This window comes from Paraburkholderia ultramafica (genome assembly GCF_902859915.1).
Lineage (GTDB): Bacteria > Pseudomonadota > Gammaproteobacteria > Burkholderiales > Burkholderiaceae > Paraburkholderia > Paraburkholderia ultramafica.
On sequence record NZ_CADIKK010000012.1, the window covers coordinates 175538 to 191520 of the forward strand.

Sequence of the window (15983 nt, forward strand, 5' to 3'; positions counted from 1 at the left end):
ATCAGAATGCGTAGCGCGCGCGGCGCGCCGCGTCACGTCGCTGCAGCCAGCCGATCAAACCGTCGCGCACGCGTTGCCGCAGACGGTCGACGCGGGTCGGGTTGCTCACGATCTGCGCGCGGTAAAACGACGGGCACAGCACGGCGGCATGGGACACTTCCCCGCACAGCCCGCAGCCCACACAGCTATCGAGCACGGTTGCAACCGGATCGGTGCGCAACGGGTCCGGGTTCTGTTTGACCGACAGCGACGGGCAACCGGACAGGCGGATGCACGAGTGATCGCCGGTACAGGTGTCCGAATCGACTCCAAAACGTTCGCGCACCACGCGCTCGCCGGCCGCGATCGCCTTGCGCACCTTCGGCTTCTCGCGGCGTTGTTTGTTCAACATGCACTCGCTTTGCGCGATCAACACCTTCGGACCTTTGGCCTGGGTGGTGAGCGCTTCCCTGAGCGTGGCCATCATCGCCTTCAGGTCGTAGGTGCGGCGAACGGTGCGCACCCAGTCAACGCCGACGCCGCGCACGGCCCGCTCGATTGCGTGCCCGGTGCTGCGGGTCGGATTGAGCGCAGTGGACGACAGGATGTCCTGCCCTCCGGTGGCCGACGTATAGCTGTTGTCGACGATGACGGTGAGGTTGTCGCTTTTGTTGAAGACCGCGTTTGCAATCCCGCTGGTCAGGCCGTTGTGCCAGAACCCGCCATCGCCCATGACCGAGATCGCCCGCTTGTCTGCGGGTGCGTTCAGTGCCGCCGCGCTTGCACCGCCGAGACCGTAGCCCATCGTCGTACTGCCGAGATTGAACGGCGGCAGGATCGAAAACAGATGGCAGCCGATATCCGCGCTCACATGGTGCGGGCCCAGTTCGCGCTCGACCAGTTTCATCGCCGTGAAGATTGGCCGCTCGGGGCAACCCGTGCAAAAGCCGGGCGGCCGCGCATGCACGTTTTCATCCAGCAGCGCGACCGGCTCCGCTGCAGGCGCGCCAGCGCCGACGGCTGAAGCGGCGGCGGCCGCCGGGACAAGCGGAATCACCTTGCGCGCGGCCGGTGCGACTGGCTGCGGCGCGAGCATGCCATAGCACTCGAAGAACGCGCGCAGACCCTGCATGACGGTCGCCGTGCTGTATTCACCGGCGAGCGGCAGCATGTCCTTGCCGTGCAGTACGGCCGCGCAATCGGCCTGGCGCAGGATCGCGCTGGCGTTCTGCTCGACGAAGTTCGGCTGCCCTTCCTCGATGACGAGCACGGCGCGCTTGCCCAGGCAGAACCGTTGCCACTCGGAATCGACGAGTGGATACGCCACGTTCATCACGTACAGTGGCACCTTCGACTCGCCGTACACATCGGCGAGACCGAGGCGTTCGAGCGCGCGCAGCACCGTGTTGTAGCTGCCGCCCTGTACGGCGATGCCGATATCGGCGGCGTTTGCCGAGAAAAAATCGTTGAGCTGGCGCTCCTCGATGAACTTCACCGCCGCGGGCCACCGCTCGTTGATCTTCTCCTGCTCGTGCAGGAAGCTCGCGGGCGGCAGCACGATGCGGCTCACGTCGCGATTCGGGTTCTCGAGGGCATCCTTGAGCGAAAATGCCGGGCGGCGGTTATCCGCGGCGACGAACTGCCCGTGCACGTGACACGCGCGAATGCGCAATTGCAGCATTACCGGCGTGTTGCTTGCCTCGGAGAGATCGAAGCCATCCTTCACCGCCTGGACGATGCACGGCAGGTTCGGTCGCGGATCGAGCAGCCAGATCTGCGATTTCATCGCGAAGGCGTGGCTGCGCTCCTGCATGATCGAGGAGCCTTCGCCGTAGTCTTCGCCGACGATGATCAGCGCCCCGCCCTTCACGCCGCCCGAGGCCAGGTTCGCGAGTGCGTCCGAAGCGACGTTGGTGCCGACCGTCGCCTTGAACGTCACCGCGCCGCGCAGCGGATAGTTCACCGAAGCGGCCAGCGAAGCCGCTGCGGTGGCTTCGCTCGCGCTGTTCTCGAAGCGGATGCCGTGATCGCTCAGGATGTCCTGGGCGTCGGCGAGCACGTCCATCAGATGCGAGATCGGGGCGCCCTGATAGCCGGCCACATACGCCACGCCCGACTCCAGCAGCGCCTTGGTCACCGCGAGGATCCCCTCGCCGCTGAAAACCTCGCCCGCGCCCAGGCGCAGCTTCTTCACTTCTTCGACAAATGACCGCTCGGCCATGGTGTTCCTTGTTGGTGATCCGATCGGACATGGCTGATCGAAGCCATGTCCCCGAATTAGCGCTGCAGTGGAAGAGCCGGTCCGTGGCCCTTTCACTGGGTTGCGCGCGCTTGCACAACCCGGCGCTCAAGACATTCAGGCGTTAGCGGCGTTAGCGACCACCGACTGCGCCAGTCGCTTGCGGTAGAAAAAATACACCACCGATATTGCGACCAGCCACGGCACGCCGACGATCCAGGAGATGTTCCAGAATTCGGTGTCCAGCCCCATGGTCACCAGAATCGCACCCAGCAATGCGATACCGGTAATTTGCGCAATCGGGAACAGCGGCATGCGCACCGGCAGCGTGCGGCCTCGCCATGCGCGGCGGAATCGCAGGTGAGTAGCGAGGATCACGATCCAGACGAAGATGCCGCCGAACAAGGCAATACCGAACAGGTAGTTGTACGCGAGCGGGCTGAAAAAAGACACCGCTGCTGCCGCAAGCACGCCGGCGCCGGAAATCAGCGTGGCGACGAGTGGGGTGCCGTTCGCGGTCAGCGAGCCGATCCAGCGCGGCGCGTAGCCGCCGCGCGCGAGCGAGAACAGCGTGCGCGAGGACAGGTAGATGTTGGTGTTCATGCTCGAGAGCGCCGCCGTGATCACGACGAAGTTCATCAGCCCTGCCGCGTGCGCGATACCTGCGTGGGCGAAAAGCTTCACGAACGGACTTTGCTGGACCACCTTCGCACCGGCTTCGGTCCACGGCAGGTATGCAACCATCAGGCCGAGCGCGAGAATATAGAACAGCGTGAGGCGCACAACCATCGATCGCAGCGCATGCGGAATGGCGCGCGACGGATCTTTCGCCTCGCCCGAAGTCACGGCCACGATTTCCACGCCGTAGAACGAGAAAATCGCCATCAACACGCCCATCCACACGCCGCCGAAACCATGCGGCATGAAACCGCCCGGCAAGCCGGTCAGATTGTGCAGCCCGATTGCGGGCGTGCCCGTGCCGAGACCAAACACTTTCGCGAGTCCGACCACGATGAAACCCAGGATCGCCACCACCTTGATCAACGCAAACCAGTACTCGAACGAACCGAAGTTGGTCACCGAGCGGCAGTTGACGTAGACCAGCGCTATGCCGAACGCTATGGACCACAGCCACACTGGAATGCCTGGGAACCAGAAGCCCATGTAGACGCCGACAGCGATTGCTTCGCCGCCGACCGCGACCACCTCGATGATCCAGTACGTGTAGCGCACGACGAAGCCGGCCCAGCGGCTCAGGTACATCTCCGCGTACGTGCCGAACGAACCCGCGGTCGGATGCGCGACTGCCATCTCCGCCAGGCTGAACACCATGATCACGGCGATCAGCGCGGCGATCGCGTAGCTGATCAGCACCGCTGGGCCAGCGTAACCGATCGCAATGCCGCTGCCCATGAAGAGGCCCGTGCCAATCGCACCTCCGATGCCGATCATCGTGATCTGGCGCTGCGTCAGGGCTTTGTGCAAGCCCTGTTCGCGTGAAGCAATACTTGTCTCTTCCATGTCTCTGTGCCCGTGTAATGGTTGTATTGCGTCAGTGGGTCAGACTGCGGGGAGCAGCGCCGACAGCGTATCGAGCGCCGCGTGGGAGGTCAGCATGCCGGGTGACATGCGCACGGCGCAGCCGCGCGTATCCACCAGAACGCCATGCTTCGCCAGAGAAATTTCCAGTTCGTGCGTGTCGACGTGCTCAGGCAGATCCGCCATCACGCTGCCACCGCGCTGCGCATCGTCGCGTGGTGATCGCAACCGGTATCCCTTGGCGTCGGCCAGCGCAATCAACCGGCGCGACAGCGCAAGGTTGTGCTCGCGCATGCCGGCCGCCGCGCTCGAGAGCCGCCACGCGAGGCCTGGGCTCGATGCGACGAACGGCAAGAACGATGGCGTGCCGGTGTCGAAGCGCCGCGCATCGGCGGCCAATGAGAAGCGCGTGAGATCCCAGTTGAATGGATCGGGTTGGCTGAACCAGCCCTGCACGAGCGGTGCCATGTCGCTGTCGAGCAGTTTCGGGTCGAGGTACGCGAGCCCGGTGCCCGGTGCGCCGCACAACCATTTGAGCGTGGTGCTCGCGACAAAATCGACGGCCGGCTGCATCACGTCGAAATCGAGGATGCCCGCGCCTTGTGTGATGTCGACCGCAATCAGGCTGCCCTGGGCTCGACCGTGCGCGGCGAGCCGCGTGAGGTCCGCTCGCTTCGAAGAGGTCGACGTGACCCAGGTGACGATGGCCAGCGCCACGTCTTCCTGCCAATGGGCGATGAATGCATCGTCGGTCACAAACGCTTCGCCGGGTGCGACCGGCACCGTGTCGAGCGTAAAGCCAAGCACGGGCTCGAGCCCGCGTAGCATGTAGTGCAGGCTCGGGAAGCAATCCCCGGCGATCAGCACGCGTCGGCCAGCCAGACGCCGGCGACCGAGCGCGCCGACAAAGCGCGCGAACGCGTCCGTGACGTTCTCCGACGCGAATACGGCGTGGGACGGCGCGTTGACCAACGCGGCCCATTGATCGAGCACCTGCCGTCGAGCGGCGAGACCGTAGTCCCAGCGCTGCAGATCGGGCCGGCACCAGTTCGACGCGAAGGTGTCGAGCGCGGCGCGCACGGCGTCTTCCTGGCCTGGAAACATGCCGACCGAGTGGTACAGCAGCCACCCCTGGCGATCGGGTTCAGCAGAATATGTCATGAGTCGTTCCTTGCAATGTTTCGACGGGCGCGCGTTAGAACATGTGGCGAATGCCGGCGGCAACGCCCGTCTGGTTATTCTTGCCGGGCAGCTCGGTGAACGCGCCGCCGTTGACGTGGTTGTAGTCGACCGTCGCATAGACCTGCGTGCGCTTGGACAGTGCGTACTCGGCCAGCAGGACGCCGGTGTAGCGCTGGCCGGTATTGCCGCCAAGGCCGTTGATGTTGTGCATGTCGTCGTAGTACGCGGCGCCCGTCAGGCTCAACGCCGGCGTCGCCTGATAGGTGACGCCGGTGTAGAACGTCATGTCGCGGCGCTTGTTGTCAGAGAACGAGCCGGTGGTGACGGTGCGGCCCGGATCGTTGAGCGCCCCGTCGACAAAGCCCGTGGCATCCTGGCCGCCCATGTAGCCGACGAACAGCGTGGCCGGGCCGACGGCATATTTCGCGCCCGCGCCCCACATGCGCTGGATGTTGTTGTTGAGGTCGCGCGTTTCCTGGTACGTACCGCCGAAGCTTGCCGGACCGAGGTCGTAAGACGCGCGCACGCTCCAGGATGAGTTCCTGCTCAGGCTGCCGGGCTGCTGACCAAACCCGTAGGTCGCGCCAAGATGCAGGCCGCCGAACTGCCCGGCATAGGTCGCCGCGTTGTCGATGCGGCCCACCGTCATGAAGAAGGGCCACGAGTTCGCCGTATAGTTGCCGACGGTCAGCGGATCGAAGTCACCGAAGAAATTGAATGCCTCCGTCCCCTGGCGGCCGAGCGTGAAGGTGCCGAGGTTGCCCGACAGCCCCACATACGCATAGCGGCCGAACAGCCGGCCGCCCTGGTTGAGTTTGCCGGTCTGCGGATCGAAGCCGCTTTCGAGGCGAAACACCGCCTTCAGGCCACCCCCGAGGTCTTCGTCTCCCTTCAAGCCCCAGCGGCTGTTGGTGATCGCGCCGTTGGTCAACTGCACCTGGTTGTCGTTCGCCGCATTCGAATTATTCGTGAAGCGCACGCTCTGGTCGACGATGCCGTACAGCGTAACGTCGCTTTGTGCGAAGGCGGTCCCCGTCAACCCGATCCCCAGGGTTGCTATCGCGGCGTGGAGTTTGCGTTGCATGATTTACTAGTCTCTCTTCTTGGGTTGGATAACCTGCTCGGCGGCGACGGCCGATCTTTGGGTGCTGCAAAATCCTGGCTGCGCAGGCTGGTCTAGGGCCGGCCGCGCAATAGCGTTTCGAGTCGATCCATGGCTTCGATCAGGCTGGCGTCGCTGCGCGCATAGCACAGGCGAATCTGGTGCGCCGACTCCTCGCCGAACGCAATCCCCGGCGCGAGGCCCAAGCCGGCTTCGTGCACTGCGCGCTTGCAGAACTCGAGCGTGTCGGCGACGCCGTCGATACTGAACATCAGATAGAACGACGCGCTGGTCGGCGTCACGTGCACACCCTTCAAAGCGTGCAGACGATCGAGCACGATTCGCCGGCCGCCACGGCAGCGCGCCACGAACGATTCGATGACCGGCTCGCCTTCGTCGAGGGCCGCCGCTGCCCCTGCCTGCAGGAACGCTTGAGCGCCACTGGTGTTGAACTGGATCAGCTTCTCGAAGGTGTCGAGCATTGAGCGCGGATAGACTAGCCAGCCCATACGCCAGCCGGTCATCAGCCACGCTTTGGAAAAGCTGTTGATCACGAAGACCGCATCGTCCGGCGTGGCGATTTCCAGCACAGAAGGCGCGTAGGGCCGGTCATAGACAATGCGCTGGTAGACCTCGTCGGCAAGGATCGAGATGCCGCGTGACCGTGCGAATTCGAGCAACTGCTTCTGCTGGCCGGCTTCCATCATCCAGCCGGTCGGGTTGCCGGGCGAGGCGTAGTAAATTGCCTTCGTGCGTGCGTCACAGGCGTCGAACAGCCGCTGCAGGTCGAGATGCCATCCGTCATCGCCGCAGTTGAGCGGTACGCTGCGAACGTCGGCGCCGGTAATCGTGACGGCGCGCAGAATGTTTGGCCACGACGGCGTCACGCAGACGACGTTGTCGCCCGGTTCGATGATGGCTTGCGCTACGAGCATCACCGCATTCATGCCGCCGCTAGTGACAGCGATGCACTCGTCTGCCACGCGGATTCCGGACAGCCTGTCGTAGTAGGCGCGGATCGCATCCCGCAATTGAGGGATGCCGCGATTTGGCGAATAAAACGTGTGTCCGGCGGCCAGCGCGCGACTGGCCGCGTCGCAAAACGCCTGCGGCGTCGGCAGATCGCTTTCTCCCGCCCACAAACCGATGACGTCACTGCGGCCAACGCCCAGCCGCCAGACGTCGATGATGGGCGAATCAGGCATCGTCGCGATCGCTTGTCTCGTGATACTCATTGCTTCCTCAGAGTGTTCGAACGATATGAGGGGCAGCCGTCCGGCATGAGCGGCGCACTTCTTCTCGTGCCGCCAGGAACCCTTGCTTCACCAGTTCAATGTCATTGGCGCACACGACCATCCGGTATCCGCTCTGCAACGCCCGACGCGCGGCGCTTGCGTCGCTGGTAAAGATGCCGCACGGCAAACCGCACTCGGTGGCAGCACGCAGGACCCGCTCGCAATCGCGGCCGATTACCTCGCTGTCGTTGGTGCCGCGTGACAGACAAAGATCGCCGGTGCCGATGAACAGGTAGTCAACGCCCGGCACCGCGGCGATGGCTTCGACGTTCTCGACGCCCTCGACCGTTTCGATCATCAGGCCGATTGCTACTTCGCGATCGGCGCTCAGCATCGCATCGAGCCCGGCCAGCAATGGGCGCACACCGCCTGCGGAACGCACGCCTGCTGGCGGGTAGCGCCCTGCCGACACCGCCTTGCGTGCGTCGGCCGCAGTTTCAATGAGCGGCACCAGCACCGAAGCGGCGCCTGCGTCGAGCGCTTGTGCGATCGCGCTGTGTAAATTTCCGGCACAGCGGGCAATCACCGGCACCTGCGCACCGACGGCGCCAATCGCCGCTTCAAGCGTGCCGCGCTCCCACAGGCCGTGCTGAAGATCAAGCACGAGTGCGTCCGGTCTCGCATGAGCGGCAAACTCCACCATCGGTGTGCTTCCAAGCGCCAGCCATATCAGGTCGAGGTGTCGATCACTGACCAGGCCCGGCTTCAGCGAGCGAAAAAACATCGGTCGAATCCTTAGTTACCCGTTTGGTCCACCGAGCAGTTGTCCCGGCCAATTTTCGCAAACTGAATTCAGTTTCGAAGTTGGAGAAACCTTAAGGTGGAAAATTTTAGATGTCAACTAATTGCAGCCGCCCGATTCCGGTCAATGATCGTTGTAACCCTTGTCCAACAACGATGGAGGGTTTTGCCGGAGCGGGTTTTCACTGACGGTTCGGGACCGTCCGACCGACTGGGCGAGTATCTTGACAACGGGCATGCAACACAGCGAAGATAAACGAATCAGAGAATTCTGAATTCAGATTTTGGAGCCGGCCATCATGACCATGCAGGTCGCAAAAGTTGCGAAGACGCCCAGTCGAACTGAGCTCAAACAGACCACGCTGACCGAGACGATTTACCAGGAGGTCCGCGCTCGGCTACAGCGCGGCGACGTTGGCGCGAACGAACGCATTCTCGACTATGAAATAGCCAACGAATTCGACTGCACGCGCATGCCTGTTCGTCAGGCTCTTCTGCGACTGGTCAACGAGGGATACCTGGTCGGGACCACGCGCGGCTTCGTCATGCCCATGCTGACGAACGGTGACATCCATGAGATTTTCGAAGTCCGCCGGTTACTTGAACCGAGCGCAGCAGCCGGCGCGACCGCTGCGCTGACCGACAAGCATGATGCTGCGTTAAAGCGTATCTACCAGAACGCCCGTCGAGCGTATGAAAAGCACGACGGCGCCGCCTTGATTGCTGCGAACGTTGAGTTTCGCGATGTTTGGCTCGGAGCCGTACAGAACAGACGGCTGCAGGAGACGATCAGACGCTTTACCGATCACGCACAACAGGTCAGATCGCTGACGTTGGCTGATTCGTCGACTCAGAAAATCGCACTAGATGGAATGTATGACTTGCTGAGCGGCTTCCTTGAGCGTGATGCGAAGCGTGTCAGGACGACGATGCTCGAATTTATCCTCAGTGCCGAGCAACGATATTTCGTGTTGGTGGACGGCCAGGAATGATGACCGGGACACGGTGCGCGCTCTCTCTTCGCCGGAATCCGCCTGCTCGTTCGGATGATCCTGATTCGCCCGTTCGTCTCCGCAACCCGGTCCGTCGATGCGTTGCCGGACAAGTTGGAAAAGTACCTTGAGCGTTCGCTTCCCAACATAGGTGGCCTGTGAAGAAGGCGATTCTGAAGCACGCGCAATGGTGGCGCACGGTGCTGGAGATAGTATCGGACGGGGGCCGTTTACGCGGTGAACTATCCAAACGATGCGCCTGACGATCCAGCTTTTCCGGCCGCGCAGGTGACGGAATTTGTCAACCCGCAGGACGCGCATGTGCTCGGGTGGAACAGCTACAGGATCGATGTGCAGGGGGACGTGATCAGCGTTGTTCTAAATGGCGCCCCCACCGCGCAGTACACGAACACCGACCCGAACCGCGGCCGTTTCGCTGCGGCGGAGCCGACGTTCGTTGGATTGCAATCTTATTCGAATCACAGCTTTACGACCGCCTTCCGCAACATCAGGATCACGGTCCTCTAAGGAAGTTCAGCCGTTCGCTGAAAACGACTAAGGTGCAGTAGCACCTTCGGCCTGGGGTTCCATGACGCGCAACGTTGCCTGCCCGCGCAGGCTTTTCAACGGGAAATAGGAGCGGTGTGTCGCGTCATCAATAGCCACGACATGGGCATTGGGCCCGACGCGACCCTCGCCGATCTTTGAGACTTTGCCAGCTTCGACGCTGAACATCGAGACGATTCCCGCTTCGCCTGCGACGTAGAGCAGATGCAGGCTCGGGTCGTACGCAAGCACGTCCGGATCCTTGCCCACATCGAAGGACGACATCATGCGCATCGTGCGCATGTCGAGCACGAGGAGCCTGTCGTTGTCCTCACAAGCGATGAAAGCCAGGTGCTGCCGCGGCTCGATCAGCAGTCCGTGATTGCCCTCTGCTCCCGGCAGATCGACCCGCGCAACGATCTGGTCGGTAGCCGGGTCGATTTCCACGAGCTGCCTTCGGGACTGCACGTTCACAAAAATGTGTCGGGAGACCGGATCGTATTGGGTATTGCCGACCTCGCCGCCGAGCGGGACCGTCGCCACTCGCGTGTTCGAGCGAACGTCGATCACTGTCTCCGTCTTACCCATCTCGTCGGAGACGTAGAGCTTATGCGCGTCGGGGGCGTAAGCCATGCCGTCCGGGTAGATGCCGCCCGGCATGCGCGCGGTGATGTTCAGCGTGGTTTCGTCGATTGCGACGATTTGATTTGAGCCGGTCGCCGACGCATACACGCGTGACAGCTCGGGAATTGCAAGTACGCCGTGGACCGAGGCCACCTCCGGAATCCGGGCGATCACGTGCGCAGTGCGCGTGTCGAAGACGACCACCTCGCCGTCGCCCAGATGCGCGACAAACAGGAGGTGGCGACCAGGATCGTAGCTTGCATAGTCTAGCCGGGTGGGCCGCCCGCCGAGCGGAACATCGGCGATCCATTTCAACGGCAGGCCGCCCTCAGGAGAGGTTTCATCCGTGCCCGACGCCACGAACGGGAGCGACCCGAGCGCGGCCGCAGCGACACAGGCGACAAGGTAAAGCAAAATCCAACGAGCGGTCGACCGCTTGTGAGTCGTGTTCATGAGCTCGGACTCCGTTACGTTTGTCGTGAGCGATCGACCGCTGCCAGGCTGGTATGCCGACAGCAGATCGGGTCAGTCGGTCAGTTCGACTCGTCGGAATGCACGCAGCAGCGTAAGGTCGTAGGCAATCTTCAACAGGCCGCACGCCACGAGCGGTGCACCGGTCCAGCCGAGCGCCAGCAGCGCGCCGGCCAGCGTAGGACCAAGTGCCGAAGCGAGACTTCTGGGTACGGCTGTAAAGCTTGCAGCCGCCGGGCGCTCGGGCGGCGTCACCACCGCCATCACATAAGCGGTACGGGTTGGCACGTCCATTTGCGACAATGCGCTGCGGACGAGCAGCAGCGTCAACGTAAGCGTCAGGGAAGGCGCGAATGCCGCGGCAATCAGGCAAAGGCTGGACGGGATATGGGTGAACACCATTGTGTTCAGCAAGCCGATCTTGCGAGCCAGCGGCACCGCAGCGAGCTGGGAGCCCGCAGTCAACAGCCCCGCCCAGAAAAAGAACTGGCCAGCGGCGGCCAGCGAAAGTCCAAAGCGTTGCATCAGCCACAGCGACAGCAACGAGTTCACCACCAGGCCACCGGCAAATGCATCCACGCTGAAAAGCAGCGCAAGGCGCGTGACGATCCCGCGCGACGGACCCAGCGGCGCGCTGCGCGCCCGCTCGCGCGTCTGTGGTTCGGGCAGCCGGCGATAGAGGAACCAGAGTGCGATACCGACCAGCGCATAAACGCCGAACATCGCGCGCAGGGCTGCGAGCAGTGTCAGGCCCGCATGCGCGACGAGCCAGCCAGGGATCGCTGCGGCCAGAGCACCTACCGCGGCGGACACCGCGCCGACCAGGCTGTAGCGGGCGAATATCGCAGTCCGGGCATCGCCTGCGGCCGAACCAGCGAGACGCGCCAGTTCCAGCGGCAGGAACAGACTGACGTCCCCCGAGCTGGGATTGAGCGTGCCGACAAACGCAACGAGCAGTAGCGGCCACAGTGCGGACAGCCCCACAAAGCCCATGCCCGTCGCGGCCATCAAGCCTGCCGCCAGGGTGAGCAGGCGACGCAGCGGATGGCGACCGGCGAACATCCCGACCAGGATCGTCGCCACCGCCGAGCCGATCAGCGTGGCGCTGCTGACCAGCCCCACGTCCAGTTGGCTGAAACCGAGCGCAAGCAGGTACGCCGGCAACAGCACGGCGACAAATCCGTCGCAGAAGCCGCGCAACCCGCGGCCGACCAGCAGGGGCAACGCGCCTACGTCCGCACCGGCAGGTAGCATCAGGCGTGAGATCGCACCGCGATCTGCGATCGAGGCCGCTGGCCTAGGTGTGCGCATTGCTCTGACACCACGCATACAACGCGTCGTATACAACCATGCCGTACCGCAACTGCTCGTGATCGTCGGCGAAAGTGCGCGATAGCCCCACGGAAATGGCATAGAGTCCGCTCGCTTCGGGAGCGAGGTCGAGCCGGCTGGTGTCCGCCCCGCGCACGATCCGAGCGAGTTTCAGCAGCGCCGGGTCGGTCAGTTGATACTTCTGCAGGAACGCGTCGAAACTGCACAGTTCGCCGTGGTGACCCAGTTCGACGTTCGGCACGTCGTAGGGAATGGCGCCGGTCGCTTGCGCCACACGCAGCACATCATCACGAGGCACGTAAAGGAACTCGGGCGCCTTGTCGATGAACCTGGCAATCAGCCAGGGACAGGCGATCCGGTCGACTTTGGGACGTTCGCGAGTGATCCATTTCATGACTTCACCTCTCTTTCATGGTGCGAAAAGTTGACGGACCATCGTCCAGTTAATCATTGGATCAACCCGACGGAATGGATAATCATCCCGGCTGCACAACAGCCCGCAAGCGTGGCCATCATGCCTGCCTTGAAGCGGAACAGCGCCAGCATCGCCGCTAGCGACAGAACAAGCGCCCAGCGATTGACGCTTGCCAGTTCAGGAACCTGGAGAACCATGCCGAAGGCGCGCACCACGTTGACCTGCCCAAAAAGCGTGTGGAGGGCGAACCAGACAGCAAGGTTGAGGATCACGCCGACGACGGCAGCCGTGATGGCCGAGAGTGCGGAATTCAGTGCCTTGTTGCCGCGCAGCGCTTCGACGTAGGGGGCACCGATGAAGATGAACAGGAACGAAGGCGCGAAGGTCACCCATTTTGCGAGCAGTCCGCCAAGCGTGCCGGCAAGAACCGGATCCAGAGATCCGGGATGGCGAAATGCCGCCATGAAACCGACGAACTGGACAACGCTGATGAGCGGCCCGGGTGTCGTTTCGGCCATCCCGAGGCCTGCCAGCATTTCACCAGGCGCGAGCCAGTGAAAATGCTCAACGGCTTGCTGCGCCACATAGGCGAGGATCGCGTAGGCACCGCCGAACGTGACGACCGACAGTTTGCTGAAAAAGACCGCGATGTGGGTAAAGACATTGTCTGGTCCCACCATCGCAAGAAACGCGACAAGCGGGCCAAGCCATAGCACAAGACCGATCGCCGTGACCTTGAGGGCTCGCCGGTGCGACGGGCGTACGTGCTCCGGAATTTCCTGAGCGAAGGCGACGTCGATGGCCGCAAGCGGCTCCTCGCCCTGAATGGCCTTGTCATGCGCCGAGGTTGTGCGCAAGGCGCTGATCCCAGCCAGATTGCCTACGATCCCGACCAGGGCCGCCGATGCGATGATGAGCGGGAACGGCACGGCAAAGAAAAATATGCCAATGAACGAGAGCGCCGCGACCGCGACCATTGCCTGACTTTTGAGCGCCCTGCGGCCTACCCTCACCACGGCTTCGAGCACAACTGCCAGCACCGCCGCCTTGAGGCCGAAGAACAGTGCCTGGACGATACCGACATTACCGTAGCTGGCATAGACCCAGCTCAGTATTCCCAGTGCAGCCAGGCCAGGCAAGATAAAGAGGATGCCGGCAACAAGACCGCCACGAGTCCGGTGCAGCAACCAGCCAACATAGACCGCCAGCTTGTGCGCCTCCGGTCCGGGCACGAGCGTGCAATAGTTCAGCGCATGGAGGAACCGGGTTTCGCTGATCCAGCGCTTTTCCTCGACGAGGATGCGGTGCATCACCGCGATCTGACCGGCCGGCCCGCCGAAGCTCAGGGCCGCGACCCGGACCCAGACCCAGAAGGCCTCGCGAAACGAGACGCCGTGACGCTCGTGTGCGGGGATCCGTTCGGCCGTCGATGCCAATGCTCCCGGAGGTTCAACTGCCTTCATTTCCATCGTTTTGCCTTACTTATCTGATTGCCCGGGTGAGTGACGCGTCCCGGTGTCCGTGGCTGTCGTCGTGCGGCCATGTGATTTCCCCTGGAGGCACAACCGCTTGTTACTTCATGATCTGGCTCCGCCGGAGGCACCAATCCAGGGCCTCTGTGCAGCGGTCGATAGATACCGTTCCAACGCGGCGGGGGCCACCTTCGAAGGAGCCCCGTAGCGTTCTTGCATGCGCTTCGGGCGAGTTGCCCCCAATCCCCAAACCGCTTCTCAACTTTTGCGCTCTCACCGCGCTGCGTGCGCTTTCCCGGTGCCCGTGGGTTCGATCGGGCCGGCCGTCACGCGCGAGTGGCCCTCACGTCCCATACGTCTTGCTAATTGCGGGCGTATCACCGCCACGCCAAGCGTTGTCGCCGCGCACAGGGCAACAAGATAGAGCGACATAAAACCCAGATATCCGAGCAAGGGCGCAATCGCGTTGGCGACGCCCAGAAAGGCTGCGAAGAGCCAGCTCGTCGCGCTGAACACGCCGAGCACCGTGGCCAGAAGGGCCGCCCGATCCGGATCATTCTGCACCTTGCGTAAGCGCGGGAATGCGAGCCGGTGCAACGCAAAGCCGTTCAACGTGACTGCGGTCGAGACCGTTAGCTTTGCAAGCAGCTTGCTCGCGTGCAACAGCACGCTGGCATCGAACCGCGTGTCGATCCAGATGACACAGAGCCCGGTGAGCCAAAGCGCGATCAACGCCCTGATTACGCCGGTAGCCGCCCTTTGCAGCAGTCCGATGTTGATTCGGCGTTGACCGAAGAGCGCAAAGTCACCTAGTCCGACGGCGGCAGCGGCAACTGCAAAAGCGAGCACATGGCTGAAAATGAGAGCCATACGCACAACGGCCGTGAGATCGGAAGGTTCCACGGTTCATACCCGCTATCTGTTGGTTATCGGCGACTCGCCCGAGCTCGCGAGACCGTTGTCGCTAGTGCACGGAACGCGTCGAAGCTGCACAACGCGCGGTGGTGTTCAGGTTCGACCTTGGGACGTTCGCGCGTGATCCATTTCATGATGTGCTCCGTATGCAATGGTGTGCGAGCGGCGCCCGCTCAATCGTCGTCGTCTTCGCCCGTGTTGGTGGCGACGACCTTTCCGCCTTCGTCGATCAGCAACTCCTGCTTCTGGTTGCCGGAACCCAGTGTGACGGCATAGCGGGTCGTGCCCTTAGCGGTCTGTTTTTCGATCTCGCCGACACTGCGGCCTTGAGCCTGCTGGTCGATCGTGGCCTTGACGGGTGCCGGCACCTGCGACAGGTTGATCGCCTCCTCACTCCGGCTCCCAGAAGGTTTTTCCGTGCATCCCGCGACCGCGAGCGCAGCGGCAACGACGAGGGCGGCGAACGCAAACTGCTTGCTGCGAATTAACATGATGTCCTCCTTATCGTGCCGCAAAGTGCGATCTTTTGTGGCTCAGGCGCGCAGCGAGTCGAATCGCGTCGCAACCCGTTCCCAGTTCACGTTCTGCATAAACGCATCAACATAAGCGGCAGCCTTCGCGCCGAAATCGATGTGGTAGGAGTGCTCGTACATGTCCAGCGCGAGAATCGGTGTGCCGTCAGCGAGGGTGTGCGCGTGATCGGAGGCCCACTGGTTGGTCAGGCGCCCAAGCCGTGGCGACCAGGTCAGCAGCACCCAGCCGGAGCCACCACCCAGCGCCTTGCCCATCGCGGTGAACTCAGCCGTCCAACGCTCGACGCTGCCAAAGTCACGCGTGAGCGCCGCCTGGAGATCGCCGGTGACGATGCCGCCATCGCCCAGACTGTCGAAGTACGTCTCATGCAGGATCACCGAGTTCGCCGCGATCAGCTCTTCGCGCTTGAGTCCGTTAAGCACGAAGACAGGTGCGCTGGCCATATCGATTCCGGCGAGCTGCCCGGTAATCGCGTTCAGGCGTTTGACAGCGCCGCCGTAGTTGTTCTCGTAGTGACTGACGATCAGCTGCTCGGACAGGCCCGCGAGTTTGGCGGGATCGCAGGCCAGGGGTTTCATTTCGCAATTCATGGACATCTCCTTTTG

General features: G+C 62.8%; 14 protein-coding genes and 1 pseudogene. 2 read left to right on the plus strand and 13 right to left on the minus strand.

Translation table 11 applies throughout. The features are described from left to right. Position 1: 1 nt before the first annotated feature. The 6 genes from HV744_RS14945 to HV744_RS14970 all read right to left on the minus strand — a co-directional run bounded on the left by HV744_RS14945 (position 2) and on the right by HV744_RS14970 (position 8060). The gene (locus HV744_RS14945) at positions 2–2200 is read right to left on the minus strand and encodes a thiamine pyrophosphate-dependent enzyme (RefSeq protein ID WP_175150252.1); all 2199 of its coding nucleotides are present in this window, start codon (positions 2198–2200) and stop codon (positions 2–4) included. A gap of 135 nt (positions 2201–2335) precedes the next feature. Next, the gene (locus HV744_RS14950) at positions 2336–3739 is read right to left on the minus strand and encodes an amino acid permease (protein WP_175150253.1); all 1404 of its coding nucleotides are present in this window, start codon (positions 3737–3739) and stop codon (positions 2336–2338) included. Positions 3740–3778: 39 nt separating this feature from the next. Beyond that, a complete protein-coding gene (locus HV744_RS14955) occupies positions 3779–4918 on the minus strand; it encodes an aminotransferase class V-fold PLP-dependent enzyme (protein ID WP_175150254.1) in 1140 nt (379 codons plus the stop codon). Between the two features lie 34 nt (positions 4919–4952). Beyond that, positions 4953–6023, minus strand: coding sequence for a porin (locus HV744_RS14960; RefSeq protein ID WP_175150255.1), 1071 nt, complete (start codon positions 6021–6023; stop codon positions 4953–4955). Between the two features lie 92 nt (positions 6024–6115). Further along, positions 6116–7276 carry a pyridoxal phosphate-dependent aminotransferase gene (locus HV744_RS14965; protein ID WP_175150256.1) on the minus strand — a complete coding sequence of 387 codons (1161 nt, stop codon included), beginning with the start codon at positions 7274–7276 and terminating at the stop codon, positions 6116–6118. A gap of 7 nt (positions 7277–7283) precedes the next feature. Next, positions 7284–8060, minus strand: coding sequence for an HpcH/HpaI aldolase family protein (locus HV744_RS14970; RefSeq protein WP_175150257.1), 777 nt, complete (start codon positions 8058–8060; stop codon positions 7284–7286). Between the two features lie 316 nt (positions 8061–8376). Between HV744_RS14970 and HV744_RS14975 the strand changes: the two genes are divergently transcribed. Beyond that, entirely contained in the window at positions 8377–9069 is a 693-nt protein-coding gene (locus HV744_RS14975; protein WP_175150258.1) for a GntR family transcriptional regulator, read from the plus strand. 228 nt (positions 9070–9297) lie between these two features. After that, positions 9298–9597, plus strand: a pseudogene (locus HV744_RS14980) (3-keto-disaccharide hydrolase); the annotation flags it as partial. Positions 9598–9624: 27 nt separating this feature from the next. On the opposite strand, the gene HV744_RS14985 reads toward HV744_RS14980, so the two are convergent. The 7 genes from HV744_RS14985 to HV744_RS15015 form a co-directional block, all read right to left on the minus strand. Continuing rightward, complete coding sequence (locus tag HV744_RS14985; protein ID WP_175150260.1) at positions 9625–10692, minus strand: YncE family protein; 1068 nt, start codon at positions 10690–10692, stop codon at positions 9625–9627. Positions 10693–10764: 72 nt separating this feature from the next. Beyond that, positions 10765–12021 (minus strand): MFS transporter, encoded by a 1257-nt coding sequence (locus HV744_RS14990; protein WP_175150261.1) that lies wholly within the window; start codon positions 12019–12021, stop codon positions 10765–10767. After that, positions 12008–12436 (minus strand): chromate resistance protein ChrB domain-containing protein, encoded by a 429-nt coding sequence (locus tag HV744_RS14995; RefSeq protein ID WP_175150262.1) that lies wholly within the window; start codon positions 12434–12436, stop codon positions 12008–12010. Before HV744_RS14995 ends, HV744_RS14990 begins: the two co-directional genes overlap by 14 nt. Before the next feature lie 53 nt (positions 12437–12489). Beyond that, positions 12490–13926 (minus strand): chromate efflux transporter, encoded by a 1437-nt coding sequence (gene chrA / locus HV744_RS15000; protein ID WP_246279050.1) that lies wholly within the window; start codon positions 13924–13926, stop codon positions 12490–12492. Positions 13927–14202: 276 nt separating this feature from the next. Continuing rightward, entirely contained in the window at positions 14203–14832 is a 630-nt protein-coding gene (locus tag HV744_RS15005; RefSeq protein WP_175150263.1) for a hypothetical protein, read from the minus strand. 185 nt (positions 14833–15017) lie between these two features. Next, positions 15018–15335 (minus strand): hypothetical protein, encoded by a 318-nt coding sequence (locus tag HV744_RS15010; RefSeq protein ID WP_175150264.1) that lies wholly within the window; start codon positions 15333–15335, stop codon positions 15018–15020. Between the two features lie 42 nt (positions 15336–15377). After that, complete coding sequence (locus HV744_RS15015; RefSeq protein WP_175150297.1) at positions 15378–15968, minus strand: superoxide dismutase; 591 nt, start codon at positions 15966–15968, stop codon at positions 15378–15380. Between the last annotated feature and the right edge of the window lie 15 nt (positions 15969–15983).

Coding starts and splice junctions, on each gene's coding strand:
- HV744_RS14990 (WP_175150261.1), bottom strand. CDS start 12,021: ATGCGCACACCTAGGCCAGCGGCCTCGATCGCAGATCGCGGTGCGATC.
- HV744_RS14995 (WP_175150262.1), bottom strand. CDS start 12,436: ATGAAATGGATCACTCGCGAACGTCCCAAAGTCGACCGGATCGCCTGT.
- HV744_RS14975 (WP_175150258.1), top strand. CDS start 8,377: ATGACCATGCAGGTCGCAAAAGTTGCGAAGACGCCCAGTCGAACTGAG.
- HV744_RS14950 (WP_175150253.1), bottom strand. CDS start 3,739: ATGGAAGAGACAAGTATTGCTTCACGCGAACAGGGCTTGCACAAAGCC.
- chrA (WP_246279050.1), bottom strand. CDS start 13,926: ATGGAAATGAAGGCAGTTGAACCTCCGGGAGCATTGGCATCGACGGCC.
- HV744_RS14955 (WP_175150254.1), bottom strand. CDS start 4,918: ATGACATATTCTGCTGAACCCGATCGCCAGGGGTGGCTGCTGTACCAC.
- HV744_RS14985 (WP_175150260.1), bottom strand. CDS start 10,692: ATGAACACGACTCACAAGCGGTCGACCGCTCGTTGGATTTTGCTTTAC.
- HV744_RS14965 (WP_175150256.1), bottom strand. CDS start 7,276: ATGAGTATCACGAGACAAGCGATCGCGACGATGCCTGATTCGCCCATC.
- HV744_RS15010 (WP_175150264.1), bottom strand. CDS start 15,335: ATGTTAATTCGCAGCAAGCAGTTTGCGTTCGCCGCCCTCGTCGTTGCC.
- HV744_RS14970 (WP_175150257.1), bottom strand. CDS start 8,060: ATGTTTTTTCGCTCGCTGAAGCCGGGCCTGGTCAGTGATCGACACCTC.
- HV744_RS15015 (WP_175150297.1), bottom strand. CDS start 15,968: ATGAATTGCGAAATGAAACCCCTGGCCTGCGATCCCGCCAAACTCGCG.
- HV744_RS14960 (WP_175150255.1), bottom strand. CDS start 6,023: ATGCAACGCAAACTCCACGCCGCGATAGCAACCCTGGGGATCGGGTTG.
- HV744_RS14945 (WP_175150252.1), bottom strand. CDS start 2,200: ATGGCCGAGCGGTCATTTGTCGAAGAAGTGAAGAAGCTGCGCCTGGGC.